Genomic DNA, 15607 nt, shown 5'->3' with positions numbered 1-15607 from the left:
GGCAATGGCCGTATTTTTTTAGCTCATGGCTTACGGATGTCCGGACCGGACATTTGACATCAGTCTCAGGCGGCAGGGAAATCCAGCGGCTGCTGAATCTCTTCTTCCACCGGTTGAGGCTGTTGGTAGTGCAACATGGCACCACACATCCGAGCCAGGGTCTCACGCATATCACTGCGCTTGACGATCATGTCGATAGCACCGTGTTCCAGCAGGAATTCACTGCGCTGGAATCCTTCCGGCAGTTTTTCCCGTACAGTCTGCTCGATAACCCGCGGACCGGCAAAGCCGATCAGGGCATTGGGCTCGGCAATATTCAGATCACCCAGCATCGCCAGACTGGCAGAAACACCACCGTAAACCGGATCAGTCAGTACAGAAATGTAAGGCAGGCCATTCTGCTTCAGCTTTTCCAGTGCAGCACTGGTTTTGGCCATCTGCATAAGGGAGAACAAAGCTTCCTGCATCCGTGCTCCGCCACTGGCAGAGAAGCAGATCAGCGGGCACTTTTCTTCCAGCGCCAGCTCAGCGGCACGGGTGAATTTCTCACCGACGATGGTACCCATGGAGCCACCCATAAAGGCAAACTCAAAGGCAACCATGACAACCGGCTGACCCTGGACAAAGCCTTTCATAACCAGCAAAGCATCTTTCTCACCGGTCTGCTTCTGGGCCTGGGCCAGACGATCCTTGTACTTCTTGGTATCGCGGAACTTCAGAATATCCTTCGGCTCCAGATCAGCAGCAATTTCTTCCCGGCCGTCTTCATCCAGCATGTACCCCAGACGGGCACGAGCGCCAATCCGCATGTGGTGTTCACACTTGGGGCACACATCCAGATTCTTTTCCAGCTCGGGGCGATACAGTACCGCATCGCACTTGACGCATTTTTTCCAGAGACCTTCAGGTACGCTGCTAGGCTCCGTCTTGACAGAACGCGACATTGAAGGCAGCAGTTTATCCAGCCAGCTCACAAGCTTACTCCCGTTACTGATTCAGGATGCCGTAACGGTCCGTCTCTACGGCATCCGGCATCATCCTTTTATCCGTTATCCATTGCAGTCCGCATGGCGGCAAGTTTTTCACCCACCCGGCCGACCGCGCTTTCCGGTTGCCCGGCCTGCGCTGCAGCTGCAATTTCCTTAACCAAAACACTTCCCACAATAGCGCCGTCAGACGTGCTGGAAATCGCACGAGCCGACGGACCATCGGAGATACCAAAACCCACCGCCACCGGCAGGTCTGTATAGTTTCGAATATGTTGTACCCGCTGACTGACTTCCTCAGTGTTCAGGGTTGCTGAACCTGTGACGCCTTTCAGCGAGACGTAATAAATATATCCACTGGCCTGACTGCAAATTTTGCCGATACGTTCATCGGTCGTCGTCGGCGCAATCAGGAAGATCAGATCGATATCTTTTTCGACCAGCTGTGACCGGAACCGGCCCGCTGCTTCCGGCGGCAGGTCCACACACAGCACACCATCAACACCGGCATCCGCAGCTGTCTCGACAAATGTCTCGTATCCCATGATTTCAATAGGATTGAGGTAACCCATCAATACAACCGGAGTCGTACTGTTGGTTTCACGGAATGTCTTGACAGTTTCCAGCACCCAGCTCAGGTTGGCACCGTTTTTCAGCGCCCGCAGATGGGCCTGCTGAATAACAACACCGTCCGCCGTCGGATCAGAGAACGGAATACCCAATTCAATGATATCCGCACCCTGCTCTACCATGCCGTGCATCATAGCGACGGTATTGGCCTTGTCAGGATCACCGGCCGTAAAGTAGGGAATCAGTGCCTTGCGGCCCTGCGCCTGCAGCGCATCGAAACAGGTTTGAATACGACTCATCGCTGCAGCCTCCTTACACTTCAATGCCGTCAATAGCGGCAACAGTATGAATATCCTTGTCACCCCGACCAGACAGATTGACGATAATAATTTCGTCCTTGCTCATGGTCGGTGCCAGTTTTTCAACATGTGCCAGGGCATGACTGCTTTCCAGCGCCGGCATAATGCCTTCCATCTGGGTCAGGCCACGGAATGCGGCCAGTGCCTCGTCATCGGTCACGTCGACATATTCCGCCCGGCCACACTCTTTCAGCCAGGCGTGCTCGGGACCAACACCAGGGTAATCCAGACCCGCAGAGACAGAATGACTTTCAATAATCTGACCGTCGTCGTCAGCCATGATGCAGGTCCGGTTACCGTGCAGTACGCCGGTTTTACCCCCTGCACTCAGGCGGGCAGCATGACGTCCGGTATCCACACCTTCACCACCGGCTTCAACGCCGATAATGCGGACACTTTCTTCCGGTACAAACTCATGGAACAGACCCATGGCATTGGAGCCACCACCAACACAGGCAACCACCGCATCCGGCAGGCGACCGGCCTGAGCCAGAATCTGTTGCTTGGCTTCACGACCAATCACACTCTGGAAAGCCCGCACCATCTTAGGATACGGACGTGGGCCTACCACGGTACCCAGAATGTAGAAGGTATTGTCGACGTTGGTCGCCCAGTCCCGCATGGCTTCGTTAATGGAATCCTTCAGGGTGCGGGAGCCGTGTTCAACCGGTACCACCTTGGCACCCAGCAGCTTCATGCGATAAACGTTCAGTGCCTGACGGCGAACATCTTCAGCACCCATATAAACGATGCATTCCAGCCCCAGGCGCGCTGCAACAGTCGCGGTTGCAACACCGTGCTGACCGGCACCGGTCTCGGCAATAATCCGGGTCTTGCCCATATGTTTGGCCAGCAAAGCCTGACCAACAGCATGGTTGATTTTATGGGCACCGGTATGGTTCAGATCTTCCCGCTTGAGATAGATGCGGGCACCACCCAGTGCCTCAGACCAGCGTTCAGCAAAGTACAATGGTGAAGGACGACCCACATAGTGCTGCAGATCGCGGTCAAAATCTGCCTGAAAACCGGGGCTTCGCCACAGTTTCTCGAAATTGTCTTCCAACTCCTGCAGCGCACCCATCAGGGTTTCTGCAGCATAGCGACCACCAAACGGACCGAAATAACCTTCGAGATCCGGGGTATTAAGCCAGGGCTTGCTGTCGTCGCCCTGGTTCATTAATGCACTGTTTTTTGAGCCATCTATTGAGCTATCAATCGTATCGTTCAAACGAACTTCACTCTCTTTGGTATTACGCACTTTGCTGTCACGCATGTTATCCGGCATTGAGCACCTCGTTTACAAATGCCGTGATTTTCGTTTCGTCCTTGATTCCCTTGCTCTGCTCGACGCCACCACTGACATCCACTGCCCAGGGTTTTACCTGCTCGATGGCATCCGCCACATTACCGGCATTCAGGCCACCCGCCAGAACCACGGGCATACCCAGATCTTCCGGTATCAGTTGCCAGTCAAAACTCTCGCCGGTTCCTCCGGGTAAAGCCGGATGGTAAGTATCAAGCAGCAGCGCTGAAGCCTGTCCGTATCTTTCTGCTTCAGCTCTCAGGTCGGTTTCAGGTCTAACCCGGATGGCCTTCATCCAGGGTTTGCCGAAACCGGCACAGGCTTCCGGTGTTTCATCACCGTGAAATTGCAGTATATCCAGCGGGACCTGCTGCAACACCTGTCTGATTTCCTTTTCTGTTGCATTCACAAACAGGCCGACGGTCGTGACAAACGGTGGCAGCTGTTCAGCAATTCGCCTTGCCTGCTCCGGATCGACATAACGCGGCCCGGCCGGTTGCCAGAAGACAAATCCGATCGCATCAACACCGGCAGCGGCTGCAGCAAGACCGTCTTCTATACGGGTAATTCCACAAACTTTAGTGCGTACCCGGCCTATCATCCGCGAACTCCTGCATCAGAAAAAGAAAAAGATGGTAACAATTAGTTGCCGGGCGTATCCAGTAGCGGACTGATAAACATTGGTCCCGGCATCAGTTCCGGCAGTTCAAACTGCTCCGGATAGCCTACCTGGGCAAAGTACAACCCCCATGGTGGCGCAGTTACACCGCCTTTGGCGCGGTCGCGGGCATCCAGTACTTCCTTTGCCCAGACCGGTTCACGCTTGCCACAACCAATGGTCATCAGTACCCCGGCAATGTTACGAATCATATGATGCAGGAAGGCATTGGCCTTTACATCAATGACAATCATCTCGCCATAACGGTTCACATTCAGATGCATGATATGACGAACGGGGTTCTTGGCCTGACACTGTACCGCCCGATAGGAGGTAAAGTCATGCTGGCCTTCCAGGTATTTCGCCGCTTGCTGCATTCTGCTGACATCCAGTGGCCGGTGATTCCAGGTAACACCTTTGGCCAGGTGGGCCGGTCGGATCGGACCGTTATAAATCACATAGCGATAACGACGCCACTGGGCTGAGAAACGGGCATGAAATTCAGGATCTACCGGTTTTACCCAGCGCAGGGCAATACTGTCCGGCAGTTTGGTATTGCCGCCAAAGCACCAGCCGCGCATCGGCCGAATGGAAGGGGTATCAAAATGAATAATCTGGTTGCTGCCATGCACACCGGCGTCGGTGCGACCGGCACAAACCACACTGACCGGGTGGTCAGCAACAATACTCAGCGCCTTCTCGACTTCAGCCTGAATCGTGGGAAGGCCGGATTTGAGTGACTGCCAGCCATGGTAACGGGCGCCATCATATTCAACACAGGCCGCCAGACGCTGAACTGGCGCGGACGAATCCTCATGGCTGTTTACTGCTGTATCACTCTTGGAGGTCATTGGGGAACATCACTGCTTTGGAAATCATACCCTGAAAAAACAAAACCTTCGGCCCGCAGGAGTCGAAGGTTCGGAGTTTTCATCTTATCAGGCTGGAAACGTGTTTTATAGCAGTGATATTTGCCGGAATATAGGGAGCGTTAACTATCAAGTCGGGTCAGCAGATCACGGGCTTCTTTCTGCTGCGCTTCATCACCTTCCTGCAACACTTCGCCCAGTATCTCCTTGGCACCTTCAGCATCGCCCATATCCATATAAGCCCGGGCCAGGTCGAGTTTTGTGGCAGCCTCGTCAGTACCGGCCAGGAACTGGAAGTCATCGCCCGCTTCCTCCTGATCCAGTGCCAGCTCGGCATCATCGGCTTCAAAGGTTGGCAGCTCGTCATCAAGGTTCAGCCCATCGGCAGCCGGTGCGTTAACAAGATCTTCATCCAGCTCCAGTGACAGCTCATCCAGTTCACTGGTGTTATCGCCAAAGCCTTGGTTGTCAGCCGGAGTTGATCCGGTACCATCAATTTCGTCGGATAACTGGTCCAGATCATGATTCAGCTGATCCAGATCGACATCCAGATTCAGGTCATCCAGGCTGGCATCATCACCTGAGGCCAGTGCAGCTTCATCCAGCTCCAGATCATCCAGCCCTTGAAGCGCCTCCAGGTCATCCAGCTGATCAGCTGCGTTATCTGGAGTTTCTGGCGTCAGTTCATCATCCAGTGACAGGTCCAGATCCAGATCGAGGTCTTCCATCTCCATCGAATCCAGTGTGATATCGAAATCATCACTGTTGCCCGCAGCGGCCTGATCCTGCTCCGGCACTGCCGATGGCATCTCTTCCATCTCACTGATTGATGCCGCAGGCTGTTCGTCAGGTACGACTTCGGTTTCAACGGGCTCCGGGGACGGCTCTTCCAGCTCTGTAAGAGGGTCAGACAAAGGTGGATCGGCTTCCGCTTCAAGACTGTCTACATCGAGCTCCAGATCTTCAAAGCTCAAGTCCAGATCATCCAGTTCATCAGCAGGTGCTGTTGCATCTGATTCAACAGAAGCTGCTTGCTCACTACCTGAAGATTCACCCGCATCCAGATCCAGCTCGATATCGGCCAGATCTTCTTCACTCAGAGCAAATTCGGTGTCTGCCGAGATATCACCTGTTCCTGCTGCCAGGCCCTCAGGGAAATGGCCCCGCAGTTCATCGGCTTTGGCCAGCGCCGCTTCATCACCCAGAGCTTTCAGTTCATTGAGCTGGGTTTCAAACTTCTCGGTTTCACCACCCTGTGCATAAACCTGCATCAGTTTCAGTCGCAGATCACTGCGATCCGGTTCCTGCCCGATCGCTTCCAGCAGCAGGTTGGATGCCTGTGGTAGTCGACCGTAGGCAAGATAGATATCTGCTTCACTAAGGACATCATCGGTTTGCTGTTCAACTGTTTCTTCTTCTGTTTCTTCAGCAGTGTCAGCCTCAGGCTCTGCTACCGTTTCCTGCTTAACCGGTGCCGGTTTGGCAGCATTTTTCTGTTGCAGTCCGGTTTCAGCTACCTGGGGTGTATCAGGCAAGTCAGCAAACAGGGGCACCGGTGCATTTTCATCCTCTTCTTCAAGAGGTTTGGCGTCATCCTGTTTTTTACCGAACGAGAATAATGCCGCCAGTGCACCCAGGCTTATGCCAGTATTCAGCTTTTCCCTGAATCCTTTTATGCCATCGAGGAAAGATTTTTTACCGGCTTTTTCTGACGCGGGTTCAGCATCGCTGTCAGCTCCGGTTTCAGCTGCCTCTGCTGCAACCTTCTTATCTTTTTTCTTGCTGCCTTTGTCCTTCTTCGCTTTAACGGGGGTTTCTGCCGCATTCTTGCGATTCCGGTACACCAGCATGCCAACCAGAGCCAGCAGCAATGCACCCAGCCCGCCGAGATAAAGCGGATTGGAGAGTGGCCCCTCATCAACATAAACCGGTTCGTCGTAATTCACCTGAGGCCGCGGTTTGGGCTTCGGCTTGGGCTTTGGACCGGGAGCTGTTTCTGGTTGTTGGGTCTGAGCATTATTCGCTGGAGCAGCTTCAGGGACAGACTGATAGTTGTAATCGATTTCCTGCTTTGGTTTTGCAGCAGGAGCAGTTTGAGTTTGCTGAGGGACATTACCGGTTGCGGCCACTGGCTGCCCCTTACGGGCCTCTGCCAGCATTTTATCCCGCTTGGCCAGTTCGGACTGCAGCATGGCCAGCTGTTCATCTTTCAGGCTGATCAGTTTTTCCAGCGTTTTGATCTGGGTATCAAGATCAGTAAGACGGCTGGTCAGATCTTCATTTTCATCCGCCAGTCGATCCATGCGTTCCATTGCCATGGTCAACCGGTTTTCCAGATCACTGTTATTCCGGCGTGAGCCGGCAGTAGCGCCGGTATTATTTTCAACGCCACCTTGTCCCAGCTCTTCATCAACGGCGTTAACAATCTTCAGCTGACTTTCAGGCGTTGCCAAAGTTGAAGGCGCCGCTTCAGGACGGCTGCGAGGAGTAGCATCAATTTGCTGGGATTTGCCCTGCCACTGGTCGTTCTGGCGGGAAATAGCCTGGCGTGCATCCCCCTGACGCACGGCAAGAATTTCATCCTTACTCGGCAGACGCAAAACTTGGCCTTTCATCAGGCGATTGATATTGCCATTCATAAACGCACGGGGATTTGCCCGCTGGATGGCCACCATGGTTTGCTGCAAATTTACGCTGTTATCGGGGCGGATCCGGTTGGCAATATTCCACAGACTGTCATTCGGCCCGACCCGGTAATAATTGGATGACAGCGGCTTGGCGACAGCACCACTTGCCGGCTGTGGTTGTCGGTAAATCTTACCTTCTTGTTGGCGGGCATTGCCAGGAGGCGGTGTTGGTGCCGGATAGGGAGAATTTGACTGAGGTCTGGAAGCATTGGGTGACGGCACAGCAGCAACCGGTGCGCCTGGAACCGGCACGTTGACCGGTGCAGCACGGTCGCCACCAAACACCGGTGGATCCACCAGCAGGGTATATTCCCTCAGCAGGCGTCCCCGGGGCCAGTGCACCTCAACCAGAAAGTTGATAAAAGGTTCCTGTACCGCACGCTCGCTGGTGATACGGATATAAGCGGTACCGTCAGGACGGACAATGGATCGAAACTTGAGACCAGAAAGGAAGAACGGACGCTCCACCCCGGCCCTGCGGAAATCTTCCCGGGTTGCCAGGTTAGGCAGGATTTCATTGCTCGACAGGTTTCTGACCTGGACCAGTTCAATCTCGGCATCGAGCGGCTGATTCAGCGCCGACTTCAGCCGGATCTCGCCCAGTCCGAGCGCATTGGCGTAGTTAACCGCCCCTGCTATGGTCATGGCCACGACAAGCTTGCGTAGCATAGTTTCAATCCTTTTATGGTCCCGACAGCGGAAGGCATCAGCATCCCGCTGTCGCCTGCGCAGCTTTCGCCTGTACTGCCCTTGGTTACCGGATCCCGGTTGCCAGTACAACTTCAAGCTCGCTGCAGGGTATCACCTCAAGGTATCACTTCGATAATACAGCTATCAACAGTTCAGCCAGCTGGACACTGTTCAAAGCCGCGCCCTTTCTGACATTATCAGCCACAACCCACAGGCTGAGCCCTTTATCTGTGTTCAGATCCTGGCGGATACGGCCTACATAGACATCGTCCTGGCCAGAAGCATCACCTACTGCTGTAGGGTATTCACCGTCTTCCCGGCCATCCAGAACCGTTACCCCCGGTGCCTCTGCCAGCAGCTCGCGAGCACGCTCGGCAGTAATGCTGTCACGGGTCTCGATATGCACGGCTTCAGAGTGTCCGAAGAACACCGGAACCCGCACACAGGTCGGGTTAACTTGTATATCGGCATCTTCGAGGATTTTTTTGGTCTCCCACACCATTTTCATCTCTTCACGGGTGTAACCGTTATCTTCAAAGCTGTCGATATGGGGGATAGCATTGAAAGCGATCTGCTTGGTAAACACCTCGGATTCTGCCGGCCGGCCGTTCAGCAGCTTGCTCATCTGCCCCGCCAGCTCGCTGATACCGGCCTTGCCGGCACCACTGACCGCCTGATAGGTGGCGACATTAATTTTGGTAATGCCCACTGCATCATAGATCGGCTTTAGTGCTACCAGCATTTGGATAGTGGAGCAGTTGGGGTTGGCAATAATATTGCGCTTGCTGTAAGTGGCCATGGCTTCCGGGTTGACTTCGGGCACCACCAGCGGGATATCTTCGTCGTAACGGAAGCAGGAGGTATTGTCGATCACCACACAGCCGGCAGCCGCGGCTTTCGGCGCATATTCGGCGGAAACATCGCCACCGGCGGAGAACAGGGCGATATCGGCTTCGCTGAAATCAAACTCGGCCAGATTCTCTACCTTGATATGGCGATTGTTATACATCACCGAATCACCGGCAGAGCGCTCACTGGCCAGGGCAAACACCTGTTTAACGGGCAGTTTACGCTGGGCCATGATGTCCAGCATCGCTTCACCAACCGCACCCGTGGCACCGACAACGGCAATATTGAACTGGGTCTTACTCATTGAACTGTAAATATCCTTGATAACGCTTGATAGCTCTTGATAGTAGAGGCAATGTGACGGGGCGCGCACTCTAACGCCCCGCAACAGTAACAGCAACCTTTTCCATAGACAGAACGGCTGCCAGCACCTATATCTTCAACAGTCCAGTGTGAATGACGGAAGCTGAAAGTGCCAGCGCCCAGACCTGAAATCAGAGCCACGCCCCCTTGTTCAAGAACTACCAACCGAGAGTTCGTCCGGGCCCTGATCAAAATACCTTTATGTACTTTCCTTTTATCTGCCAGTTTGCCAGCAAATGCCGGCTACCCTGCCCCGACGCATAAAGTCGCTGCGCCGGAGATGCAGGGAACATCCTCTGAAAATATTCAGGTGACAGAAGCCCCGTCCGATTACCACAAACTGGAAAGCATGTCGGTTGAAGATATTCTGCAAAGTATTAATCGTGAAGATATCAAAATGACGACAGCTGTCGCCAGCCAGCTACCAGTTATTCAGCAACTTGCTCTACAGGTTACTGATCAACTGCAACAGGGACGACGACTGTTTTATATTGGTGCAGGCACCAGCGGACGGTTATCGGTGATGACAGTATCCAATTATTACCGTGGCTCACCCTCTTCCCGCGCACCGGTTAATGCCCTGATTGCCGGTGGGGATTACGCCATTACCCGTTCGCGGGAAGAAGCCGAAGATAGCGCTCAGGCTGGCTGGAACGAGCTGTCACTACTGGGTATTCAAAAAGGAGATTACCTTGTTGGCGTATCAGCATCCGGAAGTACACCCTATGTTCTGAACGCGCTGCAGCAGGCTCGACAAAATGGTGTTGTTACCGCCAGCATTGTCTGTAATCCCGGCTCGGGAATGGCTGCTCATAGTAACCATTGTGTCGAGGTCATTACAGGGCCTGAAATTATCAGCGGCAGCACCCGAATGAAAGCCGGTTCGGCCCAACACCAGGTGCTTAATATGCTGACCAGTCCGGCCCTGCAGCTGGCCAGGTTGCAAACAGATACAGCCATCAAACCTGTTGATTCCGAAGCAACGCTGAATCAGCGCGTGCTATCCATTCAGCAATCCTGTGCTCGGGTTCCGGAGTGTGTATCAGCCTCCATTCCCCGGCTTACCAAGCTGACGACAGAGGTTACCGAAACCCTGAAAAACGGTGGTCGGGTATTTTATATAGAAACCCGAAGCAGTGGCGGTTGGGGTATGCTGGATGCTTCCGAACTGCTGCCAACCTACAGCTTCGAAAATGTTATTCCGGTTATTGCCGGTGGTGCCACTTCCGTCCGCGAAGGCTCGCCGGAGGCAGCCGAAACCAGCCTTGAACAATGCTGGGAAGATTTACAACAGCATAATCCGGTACCCGGAGATTTTGTGCTTGCCATTGCTTCGACCAGACCATCTCCCTATGTAATTGGCGGACTGGAAGCTGCCTGGAGCCGCCATATCAATACCGGCTGTATTGTCTGTCGCAAGGGCACAGCACTCAGCCAGTATGCCGACAGCCCGGTTGAAATCGAGCTGGAAGATCTGGACGACGCTGAATTGGAAACCATTACCAGCGGCACTGCACAAAAGCTGGCGCTGAATATGGTATCAACCACCGCCATGATTCAACTGGGCAGGGTCAAGGGGGACAGTATGATGTATATGAATATGCAGGGTAGCCAGAAGTTACGTCGCCGAGGTGCCCGGATTCTGATGTCCAATGGTGTGCCGGAAGCAGATGCTACCGAACTGGCTAGCCAGCATCCAACACCGCAGAGCGCACTGGAAACCTGGCAGCGCACTCATACGGCATTGTAATGCTTAAACAATCTCAACAGTGGCTACGGATTAACGGAAGTAATCCTGAAGCTTCTGTTCCCATTCCGGACTGTTTCGCACTTTCAACAGTGCCCGGTTAATCGATTCCAGCAGCGGATTGTCCTCACTGAGGGCAACACCATAGTTCTGGCGTTCAAATTGATAAGGCAGCACTGACAGCTTTTTATATTGCCCTGGTTGGGTCTCATGCTTGAGGGTATATTTCAGCAGTGCACCGTCACCGATAGCGGCTGCAATAGTGCCATTCTCCAGATCAGCCAGCATGGTCTCCAGATCTTCATAGGCATGGTAGGCGATCTTTTTACCTTCCAGATAACGGGAAGATGTTGAATCTGCCACAGCACCCACCTCAACCTTGGTCAGATCCTGTGGCCCCTTGATCTGGGAACGCAGGTGGTCAATGGTCAGCACGGTTGCCAGACCCGCCGTAATACTGGCAATAAAGAAGGTACTGAAAACAGCAAAGACCGCTGCCATTACCCGTGCAGTCAGGGTTTTGAATTCGTAATAGTGAACCGGCCCTTTAACAATAAACAGCAGGCCCAGAATAAAACCTTCCACCATTCGACTGGGCAGGGTTTTCATGGCATAGAGTTTATCGTTAACCCGGTGTTCCAGAGAAAACAGAATCCCGCCGACAATGGCTGCACCCAGAAGTACGATACCGACAGCTATCAGCAATTTGGCATCGGTCAGAATACCTTTCAGGACACCCAGAAACCCCTGCTGCTTAACCGCAATCGCCAGATTGGTTTCGTAATAGGAGTGGGAGAAATCGACTAACTCTTCGCGTTCAGGGGTAATGGAAGGACATGATATTCCGATTGCATCCTGCCCCTGTGCTACATGCTCCAACATCCCCTTCATGGTCTTTTTGGGATCCAGCTGATAATCAATATTCAGCTGATCTGCAATCTGCTCCCACAGGAAGACACTGACGCCATCCAGTTTGCCGTTTTTTTCCATTACAAACGGCGGGCACATAACCGTCGCCACCTTGACCGGTTCAGCAATGGCTTTTGAAAAGGAAACTAACATCAACAGCGCTGCTATCAACAGGCTAAAAGAAAATCTCCGGGTGACACGTTCCTGTGTTGTCATACTAACAATCCATTCCCTGGTTGTTTTTAGTTCGTTTAAGTTCTACGCCCTTGAATACAGAATAACCCAAACCGAAGCCTTGTAACGGCTTTTATATCGGCGATTCAACAGCTTTCCTCATCACCCCTGTATGCCTTGACCATGCACCTTCTGCCGGGCTGTCAGCAATCAGGTTGACCGGAAAAAAGTAGGCATGGGGATAACCCGCCAGTCTGCCGAAAACTTCACCGGCAACGCCGGTATAGCTGAACGTTGCTTCTTCCCTGAGGCTACCCGGATTACCGGATGGTATCCGTTTTTGCAGCCATGAGGTTTCGGCCGGCATCATCTCGATCACTTCATATTCACTGCCATGGTGATCATAGTCCCAGGCCGAAAAATGTATTCGCCGATCCCTTACCCGATAGGTTCGCAGCACATCCAGCAAATAACACAGGCAAGGCCTGGCTCCGGGTGCCGAAGCAACGGCACCTACGCCAAACGAAGTGAACTGTCCTTCATCAAAATAAGCCGGCCCCAACAAAGTACCCATGGCGGCTTGCAGCTCTCCGAGCGGAGAATGCAGCCGAATATCAACATCCAGATAAACGCCGCCCACCAGATACAGAATCAGAAACCGCAGAATATCACTGGCACTGGCAAAGTTGGGAAATACCCCCTGTGATTCTCTCGCCACTATACCTGCCAGCCAGGGCATCAGATTTTCACCCTGACGGTTTCGGATTCGGAACGCTTCGACCTCACTGATGCGGTGAATATGAGTGCGACCGGATGCACCGGATATCGCCAATTTGTCAGACAGGTCAGTAAAGTCGGAATAGACCCCGGCGTTATTACACCAGAGAAATATCTGGTAATCCGGATTAGCCGCCATGATTTTCAGCATATTATTCAAGTGGTGACGGGGAAGCTTGCCGCCCAGCCAGATCCAGTGCAGGTATTTGGGAATGGCATACATAACCCGTCACGACCTTCAAAGACGCAGAATATTAATTTATGACACTGACAGCTGTTTCGCTGGTGCTGATATCCGCCTTTATGCATGCCGGATGGAATTATCTGGGCAAGCGCACCGAGCCATCTCCGGCAGCTTTCACGATTTCAATCTGTGGCGGCTGCATCCTGATTGTTCCCCTGCTGTTGTTTTTCACTGCAGAGATTAAATCGATTCCCGCCGGGATCTGGCTGTTACTGGTTTTCAGCAGTCTGTGTCAGGCGATTTATTACTACTTTCTCAGCCTCGCTTACCGCGAAGAGGATATGTCTATTATGTATCCCTTTGCCCGGGCCGTACCGGTATTGCTGGTGCCGCCACTGGTATGGTTGCTGGGCCAGGGCGTTTCGCTGTCGGCGTTACACTGGCAGGGAATGGGGTTGATTGTGGCTGGTTGCCTGTTACTGCCAATGCAAAGTTTCGGCGAGCTGCCACTGTGTCATAGTAAGCGGACAGGCATAGTGTTTGCACTGTTGGCCGCCTTGGGAACAGCCGGGTATTCCATTATTGATCATACCGCGCTGGAGCAGCTGAGAAACCAGTTCGCAACAATAGTCGCAACAACATCCGCACCCTTTGTTGCGGCTACCGTCTATATCATCCTGCAAGCCTGTGGTTCGGCTTGCTGGCTATTGATTTTTGTTCTGCCCCAGCCCTCCGAACGACAACAAATAACGGTTCTATGGCATGAACATGCCAGCTCCCTGATTACAACGGGTTTGATTGTCTATCTGACTTACGGACTGGTCTTGGCAGCGATGAGTTTTACGGAAGATGTCAGCTATATCGTGGCACTGCGGCAGGCGAGTATCCCCCTGGGGGCTCTGTTGGGCGTGATATTACTGAAGGAAAGATCCTGTCTGCCCAAATGGGTCGGGGTATTACTTACCGTCACCGGCTTGGTACTGGTCAGTCTTTAATAAGAGACAAGGCTGCAAATGGCAGCCTTGTCTTAAGCTCAAATCCAGCGTTCGCTTACTTCTCCAGCAGGATTCTCAGCATCCGTCGCAGCGGCTCGGCAGCACCCCACAACAGCTGGTCGCCGACAGTAAAGGCAGACAGATAATCCGGCCCCATATTCATCTTGCGCAACCGACCTACGGGAATATTCAGGGTTCCGGTGACCACGGCCGGGCTGAGTTTAGCCATGGAGTCTTCCCTGCTATTGGGAACCAGCTCAACCCAGTCGTTGGCACCAGCAATCAGTGATTCGATATCAGCCATGGGAACATCGCGGGTCAGTTTCAGGGTCAGTGCCTGGGAGTGACAGCGCATGGCGCCGACCCGGACACAGATACCATCAACCGGTACCCGTTGTTCGTTGCCCAGAATCTTGTTGGTTTCCACCTGGGCTTTCCACTCTTCCCGGCTCTGGCCATTTTCCAGCTGGCTGTCGATATAGGGAATCAGGCTACCCGCCAGAGGAACCCCAAAGGCATCAACCGGCAAATCATTACGAATAGTCGCTGCCACCTTGCGATCGATTTCCAGAATCGCACTGGCCGGATCCGCCAGCTCACCGGCTACAGCATCACGAATGGAACCCATCTGGTTCAGCAGCTCCCGCATATTACGAGCACCGGCACCACTGGCCGCCTGATAGGTCATGGCACTGGTCCATTCCACCAAGCCTTCCCGGAACAGTCCGCCCATCGCCATCAGCATCAGACTGACGGTACAGTTGCCACCGACAAAGTTTTTAACACCGGTATCCAGCGCCTGACGAATCCCGTCACCATTGACCGGATCCAGCACAATCACACTGTCATCCGCCATCCGCAGCTTGGAAGCAGCATCAATCCAGTAGCCCTGCCAGCCGGATTCACGCAGCTTGGGGAACACATCACCGGTGTAGTCACCACCCTGACAGGAGATGATGACATCCATCTGTTTCAGCTGGTCAATATCATAAGCACTGATCAGTGGCGTTGAACTGCCATTAACTTCAGGACCCGGCTGTCCCGCCTGAGAGGTGGTAAAGAATACCGGTTCCACCAGAGCAAAATCGCCTTCTTCTCGCATGCGCTGCATCAGTACCGAGCCGACCATGCCCCGCCAGCCGATCATCCCCAAGGTCATTGCCATACTACACTCCTGTTATATTCTTGCGCCTGTTCCAGCACTTTTTGAAATCTGCTGCATTATTGTCCGGGGTTTGTTTTATTGCCTCAGGACAATAGGCCTGCAATTAATTCTCAATTTCCAATACACAAAGCCGAATGTTACGGTATTATCATAGGCACGTAAGCATAAACCGAAACAGGAGCCTAGGACGATGTCCCTGTTAAAACGACTCTCCCGATGGATCAGCCGCCGCATGCAGGAATCTTTGGCCATGCTCGAGTCTGTTTGGCAAATGCTGGCGGAGTGGGTTAACCCTGCTCTGCGCGAACCCGAGTACGTCAGG

General features: G+C 53.2%; 12 protein-coding genes. 2 read left to right on the top strand and 10 right to left on the bottom strand.

What is annotated here, in order from left to right; translation table 11 throughout:
• Positions 1-65 precede the first annotated feature (65 nt).
• From accD to ACYZZ0_RS11600, 7 genes are all read right to left on the bottom strand, one after another.
• Positions 66-974: an acetyl-CoA carboxylase, carboxyltransferase subunit beta gene (gene accD / locus ACYZZ0_RS11630; protein ID WP_461536794.1), complete on the bottom strand. Its 909-nt coding sequence runs from the start codon at positions 972-974 to the stop codon at positions 66-68.
• Positions 975-1042: 68 nt separating this feature from the next.
• Positions 1043-1855, bottom strand: coding sequence for a tryptophan synthase subunit alpha (gene trpA / locus ACYZZ0_RS11625; protein ID WP_461536793.1), 813 nt, complete (start codon positions 1853-1855; stop codon positions 1043-1045).
• A gap of 13 nt (positions 1856-1868) precedes the next feature.
• Positions 1869-3092 carry a tryptophan synthase subunit beta gene (gene trpB / locus ACYZZ0_RS11620; RefSeq protein ID WP_461536849.1) on the bottom strand — a complete coding sequence of 408 codons (1224 nt, stop codon included), beginning with the start codon at positions 3090-3092 and terminating at the stop codon, positions 1869-1871.
• 97 nt (positions 3093-3189) lie between these two features.
• Entirely contained in the window at positions 3190-3819 is a 630-nt protein-coding gene (locus tag ACYZZ0_RS11615) for a phosphoribosylanthranilate isomerase (RefSeq protein ID WP_461536792.1), read from the bottom strand.
• A 41-nt stretch (positions 3820-3860) separates the two neighbouring features.
• Positions 3861-4727 carry a tRNA pseudouridine(38-40) synthase TruA gene (truA, locus tag ACYZZ0_RS11610; RefSeq protein WP_461536791.1) on the bottom strand — a complete coding sequence of 289 codons (867 nt, stop codon included), beginning with the start codon at positions 4725-4727 and terminating at the stop codon, positions 3861-3863.
• Between the two features lie 140 nt (positions 4728-4867).
• Positions 4868-8101 (bottom strand): FimV/HubP family polar landmark protein, encoded by a 3234-nt coding sequence (locus ACYZZ0_RS11605; protein WP_461536790.1) that lies wholly within the window; start codon positions 8099-8101, stop codon positions 4868-4870.
• Positions 8102-8246: 145 nt separating this feature from the next.
• On the bottom strand, positions 8247-9275 hold the full coding sequence (locus ACYZZ0_RS11600; RefSeq protein ID WP_461536789.1) for an aspartate-semialdehyde dehydrogenase: 1029 nt from the start codon (positions 9273-9275) through the stop codon (positions 8247-8249).
• Between the two features lie 168 nt (positions 9276-9443).
• On the opposite strand from ACYZZ0_RS11600, the gene ACYZZ0_RS11595 reads away from it, so the two are divergent.
• On the top strand, positions 9444-11084 hold the full coding sequence (locus ACYZZ0_RS11595) for an N-acetylmuramic acid 6-phosphate etherase (RefSeq protein WP_461536788.1): 1641 nt from the start codon (positions 9444-9446) through the stop codon (positions 11082-11084).
• A gap of 30 nt (positions 11085-11114) precedes the next feature.
• On the opposite strand, the gene ACYZZ0_RS11590 is transcribed toward ACYZZ0_RS11595, so the two are convergent.
• Together ACYZZ0_RS11590 and ACYZZ0_RS11585 are read right to left on the bottom strand one after the other, a co-directional pair.
• Positions 11115-12206, bottom strand: coding sequence for a transporter substrate-binding domain-containing protein (locus tag ACYZZ0_RS11590; RefSeq protein WP_461536787.1), 1092 nt, complete (start codon positions 12204-12206; stop codon positions 11115-11117).
• 91 nt (positions 12207-12297) lie between these two features.
• On the bottom strand, positions 12298-13164 hold the full coding sequence (locus ACYZZ0_RS11585; protein ID WP_461536786.1) for a TcdA/TcdB catalytic glycosyltransferase domain-containing protein: 867 nt from the start codon (positions 13162-13164) through the stop codon (positions 12298-12300).
• A gap of 38 nt (positions 13165-13202) precedes the next feature.
• Here ACYZZ0_RS11585 and ACYZZ0_RS11580 point away from each other — a divergent pair, with 38 nt between their 5' ends.
• Positions 13203-14120 (top strand): EamA family transporter, encoded by a 918-nt coding sequence (locus ACYZZ0_RS11580; protein ID WP_461536785.1) that lies wholly within the window; start codon positions 13203-13205, stop codon positions 14118-14120.
• 55 nt (positions 14121-14175) lie between these two features.
• On the opposite strand, the gene asd is transcribed toward ACYZZ0_RS11580, so the two are convergent.
• The gene (gene asd, locus ACYZZ0_RS11575; RefSeq protein WP_461536848.1) at positions 14176-15279 is read right to left on the bottom strand and encodes an aspartate-semialdehyde dehydrogenase; all 1104 of its coding nucleotides are present in this window, start codon (positions 15277-15279) and stop codon (positions 14176-14178) included.
• Between the last annotated feature and the right edge of the window lie 328 nt (positions 15280-15607).

The sequence above is a fragment of the Spongorhabdus nitratireducens genome (genome assembly GCA_947387575.1).
Taxonomy (GTDB): Bacteria; Pseudomonadota; Gammaproteobacteria; order Pseudomonadales; family Endozoicomonadaceae; genus CANDOC01.
The sequence above is the reverse complement of the archived record's forward strand: the minus strand, read 5'-3'. Positions and strand labels throughout refer to the sequence as shown.

Bases quoted from the DNA above. Each gene is read 5' to 3' on its own strand.
- asd (WP_461536848.1), bottom strand. From the start codon at position 15,279: ATGACCTTGGGGATGATCGGCTGGCGGGGCATGGTCGGCTCGGTACTG.
- ACYZZ0_RS11590 (WP_461536787.1), bottom strand. From the start codon at position 12,206: ATGACAACACAGGAACGTGTCACCCGGAGATTTTCTTTTAGCCTGTTG.
- ACYZZ0_RS11600 (WP_461536789.1), bottom strand. From the start codon at position 9,275: ATGAGTAAGACCCAGTTCAATATTGCCGTTGTCGGTGCCACGGGTGCG.
- truA (WP_461536791.1), bottom strand. From the start codon at position 4,727: ATGACCTCCAAGAGTGATACAGCAGTAAACAGCCATGAGGATTCGTCC.
- ACYZZ0_RS11615 (WP_461536792.1), bottom strand. From the start codon at position 3,819: ATGATAGGCCGGGTACGCACTAAAGTTTGTGGAATTACCCGTATAGAA.
- ACYZZ0_RS11605 (WP_461536790.1), bottom strand. From the start codon at position 8,101: ATGCTACGCAAGCTTGTCGTGGCCATGACCATAGCAGGGGCGGTTAAC.
- trpB (WP_461536849.1), bottom strand. From the start codon at position 3,092: ATGAACCAGGGCGACGACAGCAAGCCCTGGCTTAATACCCCGGATCTC.
- trpA (WP_461536793.1), bottom strand. From the start codon at position 1,855: ATGAGTCGTATTCAAACCTGTTTCGATGCGCTGCAGGCGCAGGGCCGC.
- ACYZZ0_RS11580 (WP_461536785.1), top strand. From the start codon at position 13,203: ATGACACTGACAGCTGTTTCGCTGGTGCTGATATCCGCCTTTATGCAT.
- ACYZZ0_RS11585 (WP_461536786.1), bottom strand. From the start codon at position 13,164: ATGTATGCCATTCCCAAATACCTGCACTGGATCTGGCTGGGCGGCAAG.